Below are 17329 nucleotides of genomic sequence, written 5' to 3'. Positions count from 1 at the left end.
TCTACTTCGCGCCCGGCTCGGGGAGCACGGGGAAGTCGCCGCCGGCCACGTCCGCGCCGAACATCGCATCGGTCAGCCGCACCGGCACATTGAGGACGACGACCTCACCGGCGGCGGCCTTCTCCCAGGCCAGCGCGACGTCGCCGGGCAGGGAGGCCTTGTCCCGCACGGTCACCTGGTGCAGTCCCGGCAGCTGCGGCGCCTGGGCGCCGACCGCCTCGGGGTCCACGAAGGCGTGGTCGCCGACCGGGTGTTCCCGCTGGTCCAGCTGGACCTGGAGCCAGCCGTAGCCGCCGTTGCGCAGGACGACGTAGATCAGTCCGCCGCTGTGCGCGACCGCGGTGGGCAGGTCGGCGGCGGCCATCGCGAAGGCGCCGTCGCCGACGAAGGCCACCACCGGCCGCCCGGGCGCGGCGATCTTGACGCCGAGCGCGGCGGCGGCACCGAAGCCGAGGCTGGTCTGCTCGGACGGGACGACGCTGCCGGCGCCCGAGTGGCAGGAGTAGAGCGGGTACTTGTACGACCACATGTCCTGCAGGCCGTTCTCCTGCACCAGGATCCGGTCGGCGGGCAGGGCGGCGTCGAGCGCCCGCAGCACCTCGGCGATGTGCAGGTCCGGCGACTCGGCCAGCTCGTCGAGCAGCGCCTGGCTGTCGGTGTGGATCTCGTCGTGCACGGCGCGTACGGCCGTCGCCCAGCCGCCGTCGGCGGGTTCGGCGGGCAGCGCCGTGAGCCAGGACCGTACGGTCGCCCCGGCGTCGGCCAGCACCTTCGGTCCCCGCAGCATGGTCTGGAAGTCGGCCGCGGCCAGGTTGACCTGGATCACCGGGATCTCGCGGCCGAGTGCGGCCGGCCACTGGAACGTGGCCGTCTCCTCCAGCCGGCTGCCGAGGGCGACGACACAGTCGGCCTCGGCCCACAGCCGTACCGCCTGTTCGGGGGTGTACAGGCCGGCCAGTCCGCAGAACTGCGGGTGCGCCTCGTCGACCGCGCCGCGGCCGGAGGCCGTGCAGACGATCGCCGCGCCGGTCCGCTCGGCCAGCCGCTCGACCTCGTGGCCCCGGTTCGCGTGCCGCATGCCGCCGCCGACCAGCAGGACCGGCCGGCGGGCCGCACGCAGCGCGTCGAGCGCGGCGGAGCCGGCGGGCAGGGCGACCTCGTACGGCGTCTCCGCCGCCACCGGCGCGGCCAGGGCCCCGGCCCCGGCGGGCGCGGTCTCGGCGAGCAGGTGCTCGGGGAGTTCGACGTAGACCGGACCGCGCTCATGGCGGGCGACCAGCAGGGCGCGTTGCAGGGTGGGCACCAGCCGGTCGGGGTGGTCGACCCGGGCCGCGTACTTGACCAGGGGGCTCACGACGGCGAGCTGGTCGAGCTCCTGGAAGGCGCCGCTGCCCCGGTGCCGGGCGCCGGTGCCGCCGCTGAGCAGCAGCAGCGGCACGGCGGAGGCGGAGGCTTCCAGCAGGCCGGTGACGGTGTTGGTGACCGCGGGTCCCTTGCCGACGACGGCGACGCCGACCTCGCCGGACTGCAGGGCCCAGCCGGTCGCCATGAACAGGGCGTTGCGCTGGTCGCGGCTGAGGACGAACCTGAGGCCCGCCTCGTGCGCGGCCTCCAGCGCGTACATGTCGTCGCCGGGCAGGCCGAAGACGGTACGCGTCCCGGAGGCGGCCAGCACCGCGGCGGCCGTCGTCCAGGCAGCGGCGGCGGTGGCCTCGGCGGAGGTGTCGGGTGTGTTGCTCATGACCTTCCCGGCAGGTAGTCGGCGACGGCCTTCGACAGCAGCAGCGGCTCGGTGTGCCGCTTGCGGTCCACGGCGATGTAGTTGGCGCGGATGCCCCGGCCACCGAAGGGCTTGTTGCCGTCCTCGATGTCGATGAGGGTCTCGTCGACGCTCACCATGTGGCGCTCGCGCAGGGCCTCCACGGTCTTCGGCAGGGAGCCGAACACGGAGGCTGCCATGGCGCGTTCCGCGTAGTAGGGGTGACGCAGCACCTCGTTCAGCCAGTCCTCGGAGGAGAAGGGCACCACGTTGAAGACGGGCGCGAACATCTCCGGCGGCAGGAACAGGGTGTCCGTCGGGTGGATCAGCACGGTCGGCCGCACATGGCGGTCCACGAAGTCGATCCTGCCGCCCGCGGCCACGAACTCCCGCTTTCCTCGCAGGTAGTCCAGGGTCGTGTCGAACGCCTCGTCGTAGAACATGGCGCTGTAGTCGGCGGTCGTGTCGTACGGGGCGCCCAGCCGCAGGGCCTCGACCCGGCGGGAGAGCAGGTTGCAGAACTGGGCGCTGACGGAGGTGTGCACGAACACCGCGTCCGGGCCGAAGCAGTCCTGCCCGGAGTTGAGCATGCGCACCCGGATCAGGCCGTCGACCGCGCGGTTCAGGTCGGCGTCGGCGCCCACCACGTACGGGTTGATGCCCTGCCCGAAGAAGCAGAACACCGTCTCGCGTGGCAGCTGCTCGCGGATCGTCTCGGCGTTCTCGTACGACCCGGTGAAGACCAGGACGTCGGACTTCTTGCCGACGTTGTCCAGGAACTCGCGCTGGCCGCTGTCGTCGAGCACCAGCGGCAGGTCGTGCACGGTGCCGATCAGCTTGTGCAGGGCGCGGGTCTGGGAGTCGATCATCCGCGACGGCCGGAAGACGATCCGCCGGCTGTACAGGCTGGGGATGACGACGTACAGGATGTAGCCGTACAGCGGGATGTTCGACGGCATCAGCACGCCGATCTGTCCCGCCGCCGGCGGGCGGAAGCGGGAGACCTCGGCGACCGCGCCCTCCAGCGCCTCGATGGAGGCGTCGATCTCGTCGGCCGCGGTGCGGTGGTTGGAGACCTCGGTGAGGATGCGCAGTACCTCGGGGCGGCGCTCGGCGAGCAGCCGGGCGACGTCCTGGAGGACGGTGATCCGGTCGGTGAAGGGGATCGCGGGACCGGCGGGCTTCGCGGCCCGCTCGGCCTCCTTGGCCTCCTGGGCGCGGCCGCTGCGCAGCGCCGCCTGAGCCATGTAGCCCAGCGCGGTCAGATTGGCCTTGCCGTTGGTGTGCTCCGGGAACTCGGACACCACGAGCACCTTGTTGGGCTGCTCGTACTCGGCGACCAGGTCCGCGAAGACGCGCCGCCAGTGGGCGGCCGGGCGCTCCTCGGGGTCGGCGACCACGAAGACCAGGTCGGTGCCGAAGCGCCCGTTCTCCACCGGGACGACCCGCACCGGGCGGCCGCACTCGCTGGCCTTGGCGGTGATGGCGTCGGGGTAGAGGGTGTTGCCGAACCGGTGGACGGCGGCCTTGCGGCCCAGGATCCGCAGGTTGCCGTGTTCGTCGAGGAAACCGAGGTCCTGGGTGCGGTGGACGCTGCGCTGGTTCTCCCGGACGCGGCCGCCCGGCTCCAGCACGCCCACCATCAGGTCGGGTGTGTGCACGACGACCTCGCCGACCTGGCCGGCCGGCAGCGGGCGGTCCTCCTCGTCCACGACGGTCACCGTGATCCCGTCGAGGGGGCGCCCGCAGTGGTGGGGGTTGTCGGGCGCGGCCAGCGCGATGTTGCCGGCCTCGGAGCTGCCGTAGCCGTCCAGCAGGGGCCGGCCGAGGCGCTCGGTGAAGCGGCGCTGCAGGTCGTCCTGGAGCGGCTCGCCGCCGACGCACCACATGCGCACCGACTCCAGCAGCGCGGTGGACGCGCGGCCGCGGTCGAGCAGGCGCAGGATGCCCTCGTACACGGCCGGTACGGAGTCGACGACCGTGACGCCGAGGTCGACGACCGCCTCCAGGGCGAGGTCGGTGCGCCGGCTGGGCAGCAGGACCAGGCCGGCCTTCGCCTGCCACCACAGCAGCAGGATCGACAGGCCGTACTGGTGCGTGAACGGCAGCAGCGGCAGCAGCACGTCGGACTCGGTGTACTTCATCCGGTCCTGGGTGCGTGAGACGTTGGCCAGCACCGAACTGCCGGAACGGACCACGCCCTTGGGGCGGCCGAGGCTGCCGGAGGTCCACACGATCAGGGCGTCGGGGCGGCGGGCCCAGCGGTCGAAGGACAGCTCGGCCTGCTCACCGTCCTCGGCGGCCGCCGTGTCGAGTTCGTGCAGCGGGATCCACGGGGCGTCCGACTTGGCGAAGGCGGAGGCCTGTTCCTCGTGGTCGGAGATGAAGAAGTCGGCGTTCGCCTCCTCCACCAGGCGGGCGAACTGGTTCGGGGTCACCCCGCGGTCCACCAGACCGACCGAGACGCCCATGTCCATCAGGGCGAGGGTGGTGAGCACCGAGGCCGTGGAGTTCGCGGCCGAGAGCAGGACGCGATGGTCGCCGTCGACCCCGCGGGACCGCAGCGCGCGTGTCACGCTCGCGCAGGAGGCCCTGACCTCGCGCCATGAGCGATTGCCTTCATTGCGGCTGATCAGCACCAGAACAACACATCCAATCTTCGAACCGGGTCGCCACGACGCTAAGAGGGGCTGCTCAAGCGGGAATCAAGCGGAAATCCGCTCGGATTCCAGGGACTTTGGGGACTCCGTCTCCACGGGGGTGACGGGCTCGGTGACGTAGCAGCCGGCGGACTCCAGCGCGCGGATCGCCGCGAGATCGCGGTCGAGTTCCGCCTCGGTGTCCGCGACGAGCGAGACGTAGCCGGGCGAGGTCGCCATGTCGACGGTCCGGCGCACGGGCCGGCCCTCGCGGACGCCGGTGACCAGCCGCTCGAACGCGGGCAGGGTGGCGAAGCTGTCGTGCCAGGCCGTGGCGGTGCCGGCCCGGCCGTTGATCAGCCAGACGTTGCGGACGGTCCTGCTCCAGCGCACCTCGGTGTCCCGGAAGGCCCGGAAGCCGTCCGGGTCGGTGAGGGCGAGGGCGAGCAGTTCCACGTGCGAGGTGCCCGAGTGCCGCTCCAGGACGTCGGGCAGCATGGCCCCCATCAGCCGGGCCCCGGTCTCGATGAGCACCGGCCCGTCGGCGGTGAGCATCACCTCGCTGTGCGCGGCCCCGTCGGTGATGCCGAGGGCGGTGACCGCCGCCACGACGTACTCGACCAGCCCGGCGACGTGCGGGGCGGTGAGCGGCAGCGGCTGCTGGTAGTCGTACAGCGGCGCGCCCTCGGGTCCGTGCGTCTTCGCCGACAGCCAGACGTCCGACACCTTCTGCACACCGTCGACGGCGACCGTGTTGACGATGTACTCGGTGCCGACCAGGTACTTCTGCACCACGGCCGACGGGTTGGGGTTGCCGAAGTAGTCGGTGCCGGCCATGACGGCCGCGGCGGCCGAGCGGACGTGGTCCCCGGTGGTGCAGATGTGCACGTTGTCGGTGCCGGCGCTGGCGGCCGGCTTGACCACGACCGTGCCGCCCGCCGCCCGGAACCAGTCCACGGCGGCCTCGGGGTCGGTGGTGCTGAAGCCGACCGGTGCGGCCAGGCCCGCCGCGGCCAGGCGCCGGGCCATGGCGTACTTGTTCCGCCGGGCCTCCACGCCCTCGAACCGGTTTCCGGGCAGGCCCAGTTCGTGGGCGAGGGTGTCGGCGAGGACCACCCCGCACTCGGTGCCGGCGACCACCCGGTCGACGCCGGCCTCCTTCAGGGCGCGGACGGCGTCGGCCGGGTCGGGGAAGTGGCCGAAGTCGTGGTTGTAGAGGGCGGGCCGGAAGGAGGGCAGCAGCCGGGGCGGGGGGATCTCCTGGCTGCGCAGGTGGACCACTTCCACACCCCGCTGTCCGAGCTTGTCGGCCAGCAGGCTGCCGGTCGAGTAGCCGTCGACGATCGCGATCTTCACTGGGCCACCCCCGCCTTCTCCAGCTCCTGGTCCGCCTGCGCGGTGTGCGCGGTGTGCTCGGTGTTCTTCTGACGGGAGCGCAGTCGCGCGTCGCAGACGTGGGCGAGGGCGGCGACGGCGGCGGCGGTCGCGCCGAACACGGCGAACGCGGTCCCGGGCCCGCCGTGGTCCAGGCCGGCGCCGGCCAGCGGGGAGCCGATCACGTTGCCGACCAGGATCGCGCTGGCGTAGGTGCCCATCGCCACGCCCTTGGTGCCCTCCGGTGCGATCCCGCTGACCGCGCCGGCGCTCGCGGACAGGGCCGGGGCGACGAACAGGTTGGCCGGGACGGCCAGCAGGCACAGCCAGTACCACTGGGTGGCCAGGCCGATCGGCATGCACAGCAGGCCGAGCACCGCGGTCAGCACGAACACCGACGGCGGACGCTTCATGGCGCCGTAGAGGAAGCCGCCGGCCACGGAGGCGACGCCCGCCAGGACCAGCAGCAGCCAGCTCCAGGCGAGCTGGCCGTGGCGCTGGAGCGTGCCGATGGCCGCGACCTCGAAACCGACGACCGCGATGGAGGTGGCCACCGTGACGCCGAGTGCGCACACCATGCGGGCCGTCAGCCAGCTGCGCAGACCGGGGGTGGGGCCGCCGGTGGGGCGGGCCTGCTGCAGCGGCGGGTTGAGCACCAGGTAGGCCACGCCCACCAGCAGCTGCAGGCCGCCCATCACGAGGAACGCCACGGTCGGGGAGGCGGCCGAGGCGAGCAGGATGCCGATGGTCGGGCCGGCCATGTAGGCGATGTCGGTCGTCATCGCGTCGACCGCGTAGGCGGTGTGCCGGTTCTCATCGGTGACCATGCCGGCCAGGGCCAGCCGGATCACCGTGAAGGCGGGCAGGGTGGTCAGGCCGCCGAGGAACGCGGCGCCCAGCAGGGCGGGGTAGGGCAGGAAGTGGGCCAGGCTCCAGAACACCGCCTGGGCGGTCACCAGCAGGCCGAAGACCCGGCGCAGTCCGTAGCGGTCCAGGCCGCGCCCCTGGAGCGGGGCGCCGAGGCCGGCGCCCGCCGTCCAGCAGGCGGCGACCAGGCTGCCCGCGGCGAAGCCCCGGTGCAGATGGCCCACGATGTGCAGGATGAGGACCGAGGAGATGCCGAGGCCGGGCATCTTGGCCAGCAGTCCGATCACCATCAGCGACCGCAGGCCGGGTTCGGCGAGCAGCCGTCGGTAGGTCGAGAACATGTCGTCTCCTAGGCCTTGGCGGCCGGTTCGTCCCAGGGCCAGTCCACCTGTCCCAGGAGGTCCATCTCCGAGAGCAGGCCGCGCAGCCCGCTGAAGTCGCGCACCAGGTTCCGGCGGCCCGCGTCCTGCTGCACCTCGGCGATCATCCGGTCGGCGCCGGTGACCCCGTGCAGGGCGAGGATGTGCTGCCAGGTCCGGTAGTCGTTGGCGACGAACGCCTCCAGGCCGGTGAGCATGGTGTCCACGAAGAACCTGCGCTGGTCCGCGGAGAGGAAGTCGTAGACGGTCTTGGCGAGTTCGCCGGTGATGGCGGAGTGGCAGATCTCGTCGCGGTTGTGCAGCTTCACCGTGGTGGAGTTGATCTCCTGGATGTCCGGGTCGTCGGACAGCAGGTGCAGATAGGCGCTGATCGACGTCTCGGAGACGGTGGCGAAGGCCAGCGTGGTGAGCTTGCGCTGCCACTCCTCGCCGCAGGCGGCCCGCATTTCCTCGTGCCGGTGCACGATGTGCGGGGCGGGCAGCACCGTGTCCGGCAGCGTGATGCCCCGCTTCTGCCGCGTGATCGTGCCGGCGTTGAGGTGCATCAGCGTGTGGTACTGCTCGTCGACCATGGCCTGGGCCAGCGAGGTCTCCAGCGCGGGCCCGCCCAGGGACGGGAACTCGCCCTCGATGACGTAGGCGAACGCCGGGTTGGCGATGCGCTGTTCGGCCATGATGGTGTGCCGGTTGTAGGCGAGCCAGGACCAGCTCAGCATCGACCGGCGCACCTCGGGCGGCAGCCCCTCCCAGACGGGGTGGCCGACGAACGGGACGATCCGCTCCGGATAGTCCGGGCGCGCCGCGTCGAACAGGTCCTCCAGCTCGGGTTCCTTGCGCTTGACCGCGGCACGCCGCTGCCAGTTCCCGGCCAGGCGGGTGATGACGGCGTTCTCCACCGGGTCGGCGGGGTCGTACGGCGGGAAGCCGGGGATCTCGATCAGGCCGCCGGTGTGCGGGGCGTCGTTCAGGGTGATGGTGGTCATCGGGTCTCCTCGCCCCGCTCGATGTCGTAGAACTCGGGGCCGTCCAGGTAGCAGAGGGCGTTGACGTCGCGTTCCACGACCTCGGCCGACGGGTGGGCGAAGCCGATCGCGAGGGTCTTGGTCGAGTCGTCGACGGTGCGGACGACGGTGTCGCCGGGCCGCACGAACATCTCCACGTTGTTGAAGCTCTCCATGCCGCGGACGACGTCCAGCAGCGGGTAGGAGCGCAGGGTGCCCGCGACCGGCGCCGTCGGCCAGCACACCGACACATGGCGCTCGAGCCGGTAGGGCCGCTGGTGGGTGGCCAGGAACCGCTCGGGGTGCAGGTAGGCCTCCACGGTCCAGCCGATCTGCGACTCCCCGGCGCCGAGTTCGGCGTAGTAGGGGGTGTTCGCTCCGGCCATGCGGGCACCTACCTCGACCAGGCACGGCCCCTCGGCGGTGACGATGACCTCCAGGTGGGCGGGGCCGTGCCGGATGCCGAGGGCGTCGAGGACCTGCTGCGCGTACTCGGTCAGCTCGCGGCTGACCGGGGCGTCGTGGGCGATCAGGTGGCCGCCGGCGATGCGGTCGCGGACCCCGGGGACCGACATCTTGCTGTACTTCCAGATGTCGGTGACCCGGTGGTGGCCGTCCCGGCTGACGGTGTCGACCACGTACTCGGCGCCGACCAGGTACTCCTGGGCCACGGCCGCGGTGTTGGACTCGGAGAAGACGGTGGTGCTCGCGAGGATCGCCTTGAGCGCGACCGCCGAGTCCTCCGGGGTGTCGCAGACGGCGACGCCGTCGTTGGCGGCGCTGCGCAGCGGCTTGACCACGATCCGGCCGCCGACCTCGCGGTGGAAGTCCATCAGCTCCCGCGGGTCGCTGACCAGCTTCTGCCGGGCGCCGCGCACGCCCGCCGCCTTGATCGTCTCGACCATGACGAACTTGTCGCGGCGGGCGGGTGAGAGCCGGGTGCCGTTGGTGGGGACGCCCAGCGCCTCGCTGAGCGCGTCGGCCAGCTCGACGCCGTACTCGCCGGCCGCGACGACCGCGACGGGCGCGTGCCGGGCGACGGCCCGGACGGTGTCGGCCGGCACGCCCCGGTGGACGATGTCGTCGCTGAAGGCACTGGTGTCGAAGGCGCCCCGGTAGCACTGGGGAACCTCCTCGGTGCTCTGTACGCGTACGACGTCGCAGCCGCTGTCCAGGAACGCCTGGACGAGCGCGTAGCTGGACGGGTACGCGTCGACCAGGACGACGCTGGGGTTGCTCATGTTCGTCTCTCTCTGTGTGCTCACGCTCTGTGTGCTCACGCCGCCGCCTCGACAGCCTTCGCGAGGCCCGCGACGGTCGGATTGCGGAAGACCAGGACCGGGGAGACGCGGTGGCCGAGCCGCTCGCTCAGCCGGGCCGCGACCGCGGTGATGGCCAGCGAGTTGCCGCCGACGTCGAAGAAGTTGTCGTCCGGCCCGAAGTCCCCGTCGAAGCCCAGGCACTCCTGCCAGACCTCGGCCACCAGCGTCTGCTCCTCGGTGGTGTGCTCCCGGACGGTCGCGGGCGTGCCGGCCGGCCGCGGGTCGGGCAGCGCGTCCCGGTCGACCTTGCCGTTCGGGGTGAGCGGGATCTCCCCGACGACCGTGAAGCCCTGCGGCAGCATGTACGGCGGCAGCCGGTCCGCCAGGTGCGCCCGCAGCCCGGCCGCGTCCGCGCCCCGCACCGGCGGCTCGGGGATCACGTAGGCGGCGAGCTGCTCCACCCCCGTGCTGGTCCGGCGCACCGCGACCGCGCAGTCCGCGACCGCCGGGTGGTCGCGCAGCGCCGACTCGATCTCGCCGAGTTCGATGCGGTAGCCGCGCACCTTGACCTGGTGGTCGTTGCGGCCGAGGAAGACCAGGTTGCCGTCGGGCAGCAGCCGTACGACGTCACCGGTGGCGTACATGCGGGCGCCGGGCTCCTCGGCGAACGGGTCGGGGAGGTACGCCTGCGCGGTGCGCGCCGGCTTGCCCAGGTAGCCGCGGCCGACCGCGCTGCCGCCGACGTACAGCTCGCCCCGGCAGCCCGGGACCACCGGGCGCAGCCGGTCGTCCAGGACGTACAGGCGGGCGTTGTCGGTGGCCTGGCCGAACGGGACGCTCGGCCGGTGCGAGTGCCGTTCGACCAGGTCCTCGGTGATCGGGCAGAACGCGGAGGTGACGGTCGCCTCGGTGGGGCCGTACTCGTTGAAGACGCGGCAGCCGGGGCGGGTGACCTCCAGGATGCGCCGGGCCACGTCGTGGGGGACTGCCTCGGCGCCGGTGAACACCAGTCGCACGGAGGCCAGGTGGGCCGCGCAGTCCGCGCCGGACTCCAGCAGGATGCGCATCTGCGAGGGCGTCGCGTTCAGCGTGGTGATGCCGCGCTCGGCCACCTCGCGCAGGAAAGCCTCCGGGTCGTAGGCGGCCGTGGGGCCCGCCAGGTGCAGCTGGGCGCCGGAGACCAGGCACTGGAAGATCTCCCACACCGAGTTGTCGAACGCCACCGAGTGGTTCAGCAGCGCCCGGTCGTCGCCGGTCAGGCGGCACAGCCGCTGGTTCCAGGCGAGGAAGCCGGTGATGTTGGCGTGGGTGATGGCCACGCCCTTGGGCCGGCCGGTGGAACCGGACGTGTAGATCACATAGGCCAGGTGGTGGGGTTCCGCTTCGTCCACCGGTCCGGGCTCGGGCAGAACGCCGGGCTCCTGGGCGACGGGGACCACCCGGACCGAGCCGTCGAACAGACCCGCAGAAGGGTGTCCGGGGTCGGCCACCACCAGGCGTACGCCGGAGTCCTCCAGCAGGTACTGCAGGCGGTCCGCCGGGTAGCCGGGGTCGAGCGGCACATAGGCGCCGCCGGCCTTCAGGACACCCAGCAGGGCGACCACCAGCTCCACCGAACGCTCCAGGCACACACCGACCAGCTGCTCGGGCCCGACGCCCTGCGCGCGCAGCACACGGGCCAGCGCAGCGGCCCGCCGGTCGGTCTCGGCGAAGGTCAGCGAGGTGCCGTCGCCCGCCACGCACACCGCGTCCGGGGAGGTGCGCACCTGCCGCTCCCACATCCGCACCAGGGTGCTCGGCTCGGGCAGCGGCTCGGCGAGGTCACCGGCGGCCAGGGCGCGCAGTTCCCCGGCGGAGAGGATCTCCAGCTCCGACAGCCGGGCTCCGCGGTCCGCCACCATCTGCTCGATCACCCGCAGGAGGTGCCGGCCGAGACCCTCGACGAAGTCCTCGTCGAACAGGTCGGTCGCGTACTCGACGGAGACGCTGAGGCCGCCGTCGCCCGCCGCGTGGTCGGTCACGTCGAACGCCAGGTCGAAGCGGGCGGAGCCGAGGCGGCCCTCCAGCTCCTTGCGGTCGTACACCTCCGGCAGGGCGCCCGCCGGGGGCTCCTCGTGCAGGGCGAACAGCACCTGGAAGAGCGGGTTGCGGCTCAGGTCGCGCTCCGGGCACAGCTCCGCCACCAGCTTCTCGAACGGCAGCTCCTGATGCGCGTGGGCGTCCCGGGCCACCTCCCGCACCCGGCCGAGCAGTTCGGACCAGGTGGGGTCGCCGCTCAGGTCGGTGCGCAGCACCGCCGTGTTGACGAAGTAGCCGCACATCCCGGCGGTCTCCGGGCGCGGCCGGCCGCCCATCAGGGTGCCGACGGCCACGTCGGTCTCGTCGGCGTACCGCCCGAGCAGCACCTGCAGCGGGGCCAGCAGACCCATGAACAGGGTGACGCCCTCGGCACGGCAGGCCGCCCGCAGTTGTTCGGCCTGCCCGGCCGGGACGCGCAGGAACGTACGGCGGCCGCGGTGACTCGCGACGGCCGGGCGGGGCCGGCTGGTGGGCAGTTCCAGTGCGGGCACCCCGGCCAGCCGCTCCCGCCAGTGGGCGAGCAGCCGCTCCAGTTCGGCGCCGCTGATCCGCTCGCGCTCCCACTGGGCGAAGTCGGCGTAGGTCACCGGCAGCGGTGCCGGGGACGGCCGGCGACCGGCGCGCAGGCCGGCATAGAGGTCGCCGAGTTCGCGCACCAGCAGGTCCACCGAGGTCCCGTCGCAGGCGATGTGGTGGATCGTCAGCAACAGCACGTCCCGCCCGGGGGTGCGCAGCACGTCCGCGCGCAGCAGGGGTGCCCGGTCGAGGGCGAAGGGCGCGCGGATCCGCTCGGTCAGCAGCGTCCGGAGCTCCTCCTCGGTCACCTCCGTGCACGGCACCCGGACGTGCGCGGCCTCGCGGAGCTCGGGGAGGAGCCGGCCGTCGACGGGGACCAGCGCGGTGCGCAGCGTCTGGTGGCGGTCGACCAGCGCGGTCAGCGCCTGCTCCAGTGCGGGCAGCTCGGCCCGGCCGTCCGGGAAGGACAGTGCGACGGGCAGGTGGTAGGCCGGGACGTCCTCGTTGACCTGCTCGAAGAACCAGATGCGCTCCTGACCGAAGGACAGCTCGGCCCGCGTCGCCGGACGGATCGGCTCCTCGTCGACCGCCTCCAGTTCCTCGAGCGCGGCCGCCAGGGCGGCCGGTGCCGGATGCGCGAAGACCGACTGGACACCGACCGGCACCCCGAGCACCTCGCGAAGCCGCGCCACCGCGCGCACCGCCGCGAGCGACTGGCCGCCCAGACCGAAGAAGTCGTCGTACGGCCCCACGTCCGTGAGCCCGAGGATCTCCGCCCACACCGCGCGCACCGCGTCGGTGTGCGCCGGCAGCGGACCGCCGGTGTTCTCCAGGCCCGGCTCGCGGACACGGTCGTAGCCGAGGGCGAGCACGGCGCCCCGGTCGGCCTTGCCCGCGGGCGTGCGCGGGAGCGCGTCGAGGACGGCGTAGCCCTGGGCGACCATGTGGGCCGGCAGGTGTGCGGCGAGGTGGTCGCGGACCCGGCCGGGCAGCCCGGCCGCGGCGTCGCGCGCGCCCGGCGCGGCGACCAGGAAGGCCACCAGCTGGTCGCCGCCGGCCGCCTCGCGGTCGACGACCACCACCGCGTCCGCCACCTCGGGGTGGCTGCGCACACAGTCCTCGATCTCGCCGAGTTCGATGCGGTAGCCGCGCACCTTCACCTGGTGGTCGTTGCGGCCCAGCAGCTCCAGGTCGCCGTCGGCGCTCCAGCGGGCGAGGTCGCCGGTGCGGTACAGGCGCCCGGTGCCGTCCCCGAAGGGGTCCGGGACGAAACGCTCGGCGGTCAGCGCGGGCCGGCCCAGGTAGCCGCGGGCCACGCCCTCGCCGCCGATCCACAGCTCGCCGGTGACGCCCGGCCCCGCCTCACGGCCCTGCCCGTCGACCACGTACAGGCGGGTGTTGGACAGGGCGGTGCCGACCGTGACCCGGTCGCCCGCCTCGTCGATGCGGGCCGCGGTGGCCCACACGGTGGCCTCGGTCGGCCCGTACAGGTTCCACAGGGTGCCGCCGGTGGCCACCAGATCGCGGGCCAGCTGCGCATCCAGGGGCTCGCCGCCGGACAGCAGGACCCGGCCGTGGCCGGCCCGCCAGCCGGAGGCCACCAGCATCCGCCAGGTCGTCGGCGTCGCCTGGACCACGGTCACCCGGCCGTCCTCGATGGCGGCGGCCAGCACCTCGGGGTCGGTGTTGGCGGCCTGCGGGGCCATGACGACCGTCGCACCGAGGGTCAGCGGCAGGAACAGCTCCAGTGTGGAGATGTCGAACGACAGCGGGGTCAGCGCCAGCACCCGGTCGCCGGGGGCGAGCCCGGGGCGCTCGGCGACGCTGCGCAGGAAGGAGGAGATCGCCGCGTGCTCGACGGCCACCCCCTTGGGCAGGCCGGTGGAGCCGGAGGTGTAGATGACGTACGCGAGGTGGTGCGGCCGCGCCGGAGAGGTGAACGGCGCGGCCGGTTCGGTGGGTACGTCCTCCATGAGCAGCAGTTCGACCGACCCGGGTACCGCGCCGCGGATCCGCTCGCGGTGCGCGCGGTCGCACAGGACCAGACCGGCACCGGAGTCCTCGGTCATGTGCCGCAGCCGGTCGGCGGGGTAGCTCGGGTCCAGCGGCAGGTACGCGGCGCCCGACTTCAGGATGCCGAGCAGGGCCACGGTCATGTCGACCGAGCGGCCGAGGCAGACACCGACCAGGCACTCCGGGCCGATGCCGCGGGCCCGCAGGGCGGCGGCGAGCGCCGTGGCCCGGCGGTCCACTTCGGCGTAGGTGGCCTGTCGCGGGCCCGCGACGACGGCGACCGAGTCGGGAGCCGAGGCGACGCGCTGCTCCCACAGGGCGACCAGGGTGGTCGACATGAACTGATCCTTTCTCAGCCCCACGCGGGGGCGGTGCGCGTGATCGTTTCCGCCAGCTGCTGTTCCGCGCCGCGTACGTAGAGGTGTCCGCCCGGGAAGCGGCGCAGCTCGAAGCCGGCCGTGGTGTGCTCGCGCCAGCCGGCCAGTTCCACCGCGTCGACGGTGTCGTCGTCGGCGCCGGCCAGGACGGTGAGGGGACAGGACAGCGGCGCCTCGGCCCGGTGCGCGTACGTCTCGCACACGGTCAGGTCGGCGCGCATCAGCGGCAGCAGCAGCTCCTGCAGCTCCGGATCGAGACCGGCGAGTTCGACATCGTCGAGGCGGGCGAGCAGGTCGGCGTCCGGCAGCTGGTGCAGCGGGTCCCGGTCCGGCAGACCGGGGGCCCGCAGCGCGGACAGGAACAGCCGGGCGGGCAGGGCCGCGCCCAGGGCCCGCAGCGCACGGGTCACCTCGAACGCCACCAGCGCGCCCATGCTGTGCCCGAAGAAGGCGTACGGCAGCCCGGTGTGGCCGGCGATCAGCGGCGCCAGCCGGTCCACGACCGCGTCCAGGGAGGTCAGCGGCTCCTCACCGAACCGGTTCTCCCGTCCGGGCAGCTGCACGGTGCACACCTCGACGGTGTCCGGGACGTGCCGGGCCAGCTGGTAGGCGGAGGCGCCGGCACCGGCGTGCGGGAAGACGAACAGGCGCTGCCTCGCGGTGTCCTCCCGGCTGCCGAGGCCGCGCAGCCACAGCCGGTCGAGGGCGGGGGTGGTCTCGACGGTCATCGCCGCGCCGCCCGTTCACGGCGCACGGACAGCGGGGTCAGGTCGGTCCACACCGCTTCGACGTGGTCCAGGCACTCCTGCTTGGTGCCCTGCCGGCCGGCCGGGGTCCAGCCGGCGGGCAGCTCGCGGCCGGCGAACCAGATCGAGTACTGCTCCTCGTGGTTGCGGACGACGAGGTAGCGGTCCTGGGTGTCGCTCGCGGTCATGGTCACACCCCCACACCGTCGAAGAAGCCGGTCTGCGGGTGGCCGCCACCCGCGGCGACGACCCGGTCGTGCACCCACTTGCCGACGGCGAGGTCCAGCACGCCGAGGCCGAACGGGGAGAAGACCGCCGGACGGCCGGGATGCCGGCGCAGCCGCTGCCGGAGCAGGTCGCCCAGGGTGCCGTCGACGAAGTCCCGGTTCCCGGTGCGCTGTTCGGCCAGATGCAGCGAGGTGCGCTCGCGCACGGCATGGTCGACGTCGTCGGTGAAGTTCTGTGCGGCGAGGATCAGCTCGGGGGCGAGGTCGCGCAGCGACAGGTGCAGCACCACCGGGTTGTGGGCGAGCAGCCGCGCATCGTGCAGGTGGGGCTCGCCGGCCACGGTGGTGAGGACCACCAGGTCGCAGTCGGTGAACGCGTCCTCGACACGGTCGGCGATCACGACCTCGGCGTCGGTGTGCTCCGCGACGGCGGCGCCGTAGCGCTTCGCGGCGTCCTGGTCGAGATCGAACAGGCGGAAGCCGCCGATCTCCCAGTCGAGGTCGCGCAGGAACTTCCAGACGTGCTGGGCGATCAGGCCGGTGCCGACGATGCCGACCCGGCGGGCGCGGCGCTCACCGATGAGCGTCTCGGCGCCCAGGACGGCGGAGGCGGCGGTCCGGGTCGCCGAGATGATCGACGACTCCATGCAGGCGAACGGGAAGCCGGTGGCGCAGTCGTTGAGGATCAGAGTGGCGGAGGCGCGCGGGATGCCGTGCCGGGTGTTCTCCGGGAAGCTCGCGATCCACTTGTTGCCTGCCACCTCGAACTCGCCGCCCAGGTAGGCGGGCAGGGAGATGATGCGGGCGCGGCTGTTGTGCGGGAAACGCAGGAAGGAGCTGTGCGGGTTGGCGCTCTGCCCGGCGTCGTGGGCCAGGTAGGCGGCACGGACGACCTCGACGAGCTCCGGGCGGTTGTGCTCGACCTGGGCGGCGATGTCACCCGCGTCGATCACCGTCATGGGCGGTGGGGTCACGATGGGCACGGGAGAGTCCTCCTTCAGTTGGCGGCCAGCGCGGCGACGGGCGAGGCCAGGGCCTCTTCCGCGAGGAGCTGCTGGAACCAGCCGGGGTTGTAGATGGTCTTGGCGTAGGCATGGCCCCGGTCCGCGGCGATGAAGGCGACCTTGGGGCGGCGAGCGCCGGGAGGGTTGCGGGCGAAGTAGCTCTGGACGGCGGCGTAACAGCTTCCGGTCGAACCGCCCGCGTACAGGCCGTACTTGGCGGTGAGGGCGCGGCAGCCCTCGACCGCGCGCACCTCGGAGACGATCTCGACCTCGTCGATCAGCGCCTGCTCGCACAGGGGCGGCACGATGCTGGAGCCGATGCCGGGGATGCGCCGCTTCTTCGGCGGACCGCCGAAGATCACCGAGCCCTCGGTGTCCACGGCCACCACCACGCAGCGCGGGAAGGCCTCCTTGACCCGATGGGAGACGCCGGCGATGGTGCCGCCCGTCCCCACCCCGACGAACAGGTAGTCGATCGGGCCGGCTTCCGCGATCAGCTCGGCGGCCGTGAAGCGGTAGTGGGCGTCACGGGCGTCCGGGTTGGCGTACTGGTTGGGCCAATAGGCCTGCCCGAGGTGTACCAGGAGTTCCTGTACCCGGGCCAGGCGGGTGCGCAGATATCCGCCCGCCGCGTCCCGGGTGGAGACTTTCTCGACTCTCCGGCACAGCAGGCGCAGGTGTGCTTCGGTCGCCTCATTGCAATTGGGGTCGATCACCGGCACGAAGGAAATTCCCAGCATGCGGCAGTAAAAGGCCAGCGCCAGGGCGAAGTTGCCCGACGAAGACTCGACCACCGTGGTGTTCCGTGTGATCTCCCCACGGGCGATGGCCCGTTCCAGGATCCACAGTGCCGAGCGGTCCTTGGTGCTGCCGGTCGGATTGCAGAACTCCAGCTTGGCGACAATGTCGCATTCGTCGTCCGCCAACGGAATCAGCGGGGTCCCCGCGAGACCGGAACGGAGCCGTCCTATCCGTTCGATCAGGGTTTGGTCAGCACGCCTTTGAAGCATGCGGCGACTTTGGCACGCGGTTTCCAACCCCGGCTCAACCGCGACTCAAGCGAAGCGCGAGGAGGGGGAACGGCG

General features: G+C 72.7%; 11 protein-coding genes. All 11 read right to left on the bottom strand.

The features are described from left to right. Position 1: 1 nt before the first annotated feature. The 11 genes from AC07DS_RS08835 to sbnA all read right to left on the bottom strand — a co-directional run bounded on the left by AC07DS_RS08835 (position 2) and on the right by sbnA (position 17254). Complete coding sequence (locus AC07DS_RS08835; RefSeq protein ID WP_479143785.1) at positions 2-1741, bottom strand: thiamine pyrophosphate-binding protein; 1740 nt, start codon at positions 1739-1741, stop codon at positions 2-4. Further along, positions 1738-4398 carry an aldehyde dehydrogenase family protein gene (locus AC07DS_RS08830; protein ID WP_479143784.1) on the bottom strand — a complete coding sequence of 887 codons (2661 nt, stop codon included), beginning with the start codon at positions 4396-4398 and terminating at the stop codon, positions 1738-1740. Before AC07DS_RS08830 ends, AC07DS_RS08835 begins: the two co-directional genes overlap by 4 nt. Before the next feature lie 66 nt (positions 4399-4464). Then, complete coding sequence (locus tag AC07DS_RS08825; protein ID WP_479143783.1) at positions 4465-5754, bottom strand: hypothetical protein; 1290 nt, start codon at positions 5752-5754, stop codon at positions 4465-4467. Beyond that, positions 5751-6980 carry an MFS transporter gene (locus tag AC07DS_RS08820; RefSeq protein WP_479143782.1) on the bottom strand — a complete coding sequence of 410 codons (1230 nt, stop codon included), beginning with the start codon at positions 6978-6980 and terminating at the stop codon, positions 5751-5753. Before AC07DS_RS08820 ends, AC07DS_RS08825 begins: the two co-directional genes overlap by 4 nt. 8 nt (positions 6981-6988) lie before the next feature. Beyond that, positions 6989-8002 carry an AurF N-oxygenase family protein gene (locus tag AC07DS_RS08815; RefSeq protein ID WP_479143781.1) on the bottom strand — a complete coding sequence of 338 codons (1014 nt, stop codon included), beginning with the start codon at positions 8000-8002 and terminating at the stop codon, positions 6989-6991. Then, positions 7999-9261 (bottom strand): ATP-grasp domain-containing protein, encoded by a 1263-nt coding sequence (locus AC07DS_RS08810; RefSeq protein ID WP_479143780.1) that lies wholly within the window; start codon positions 9259-9261, stop codon positions 7999-8001. The genes AC07DS_RS08815 and AC07DS_RS08810 overlap by 4 nt, the downstream gene beginning before the upstream one ends. A gap of 35 nt (positions 9262-9296) precedes the next feature. Further along, the gene (locus AC07DS_RS08805; protein WP_479143779.1) at positions 9297-14228 is read right to left on the bottom strand and encodes an amino acid adenylation domain-containing protein; all 4932 of its coding nucleotides are present in this window, start codon (positions 14226-14228) and stop codon (positions 9297-9299) included. Between the two features lie 14 nt (positions 14229-14242). Continuing rightward, on the bottom strand, positions 14243-14995 hold the full coding sequence (locus AC07DS_RS08800; RefSeq protein WP_479143778.1) for a thioesterase II family protein: 753 nt from the start codon (positions 14993-14995) through the stop codon (positions 14243-14245). Further along, on the bottom strand, positions 14992-15201 hold the full coding sequence (locus tag AC07DS_RS08795; RefSeq protein WP_479143777.1) for an MbtH family protein: 210 nt from the start codon (positions 15199-15201) through the stop codon (positions 14992-14994). The genes AC07DS_RS08800 and AC07DS_RS08795 overlap by 4 nt, the downstream gene beginning before the upstream one ends. A gap of 2 nt (positions 15202-15203) precedes the next feature. Then, complete coding sequence (sbnB, locus tag AC07DS_RS08790; RefSeq protein ID WP_479143932.1) at positions 15204-16217, bottom strand: 2,3-diaminopropionate biosynthesis protein SbnB; 1014 nt, start codon at positions 16215-16217, stop codon at positions 15204-15206. Positions 16218-16237: 20 nt separating this feature from the next. Continuing rightward, the gene (sbnA, locus tag AC07DS_RS08785) at positions 16238-17254 is read right to left on the bottom strand and encodes a 2,3-diaminopropionate biosynthesis protein SbnA (RefSeq protein WP_479143776.1); all 1017 of its coding nucleotides are present in this window, start codon (positions 17252-17254) and stop codon (positions 16238-16240) included. Positions 17255-17329: the final 75 nt, after the last annotated feature.

This window comes from Streptomyces sp. NPDC044064, assembly GCF_056434245.1.
The sequence above is the reverse complement of the archived record's forward strand: the minus strand, read 5'-3'. Positions and strand labels throughout refer to the sequence as shown.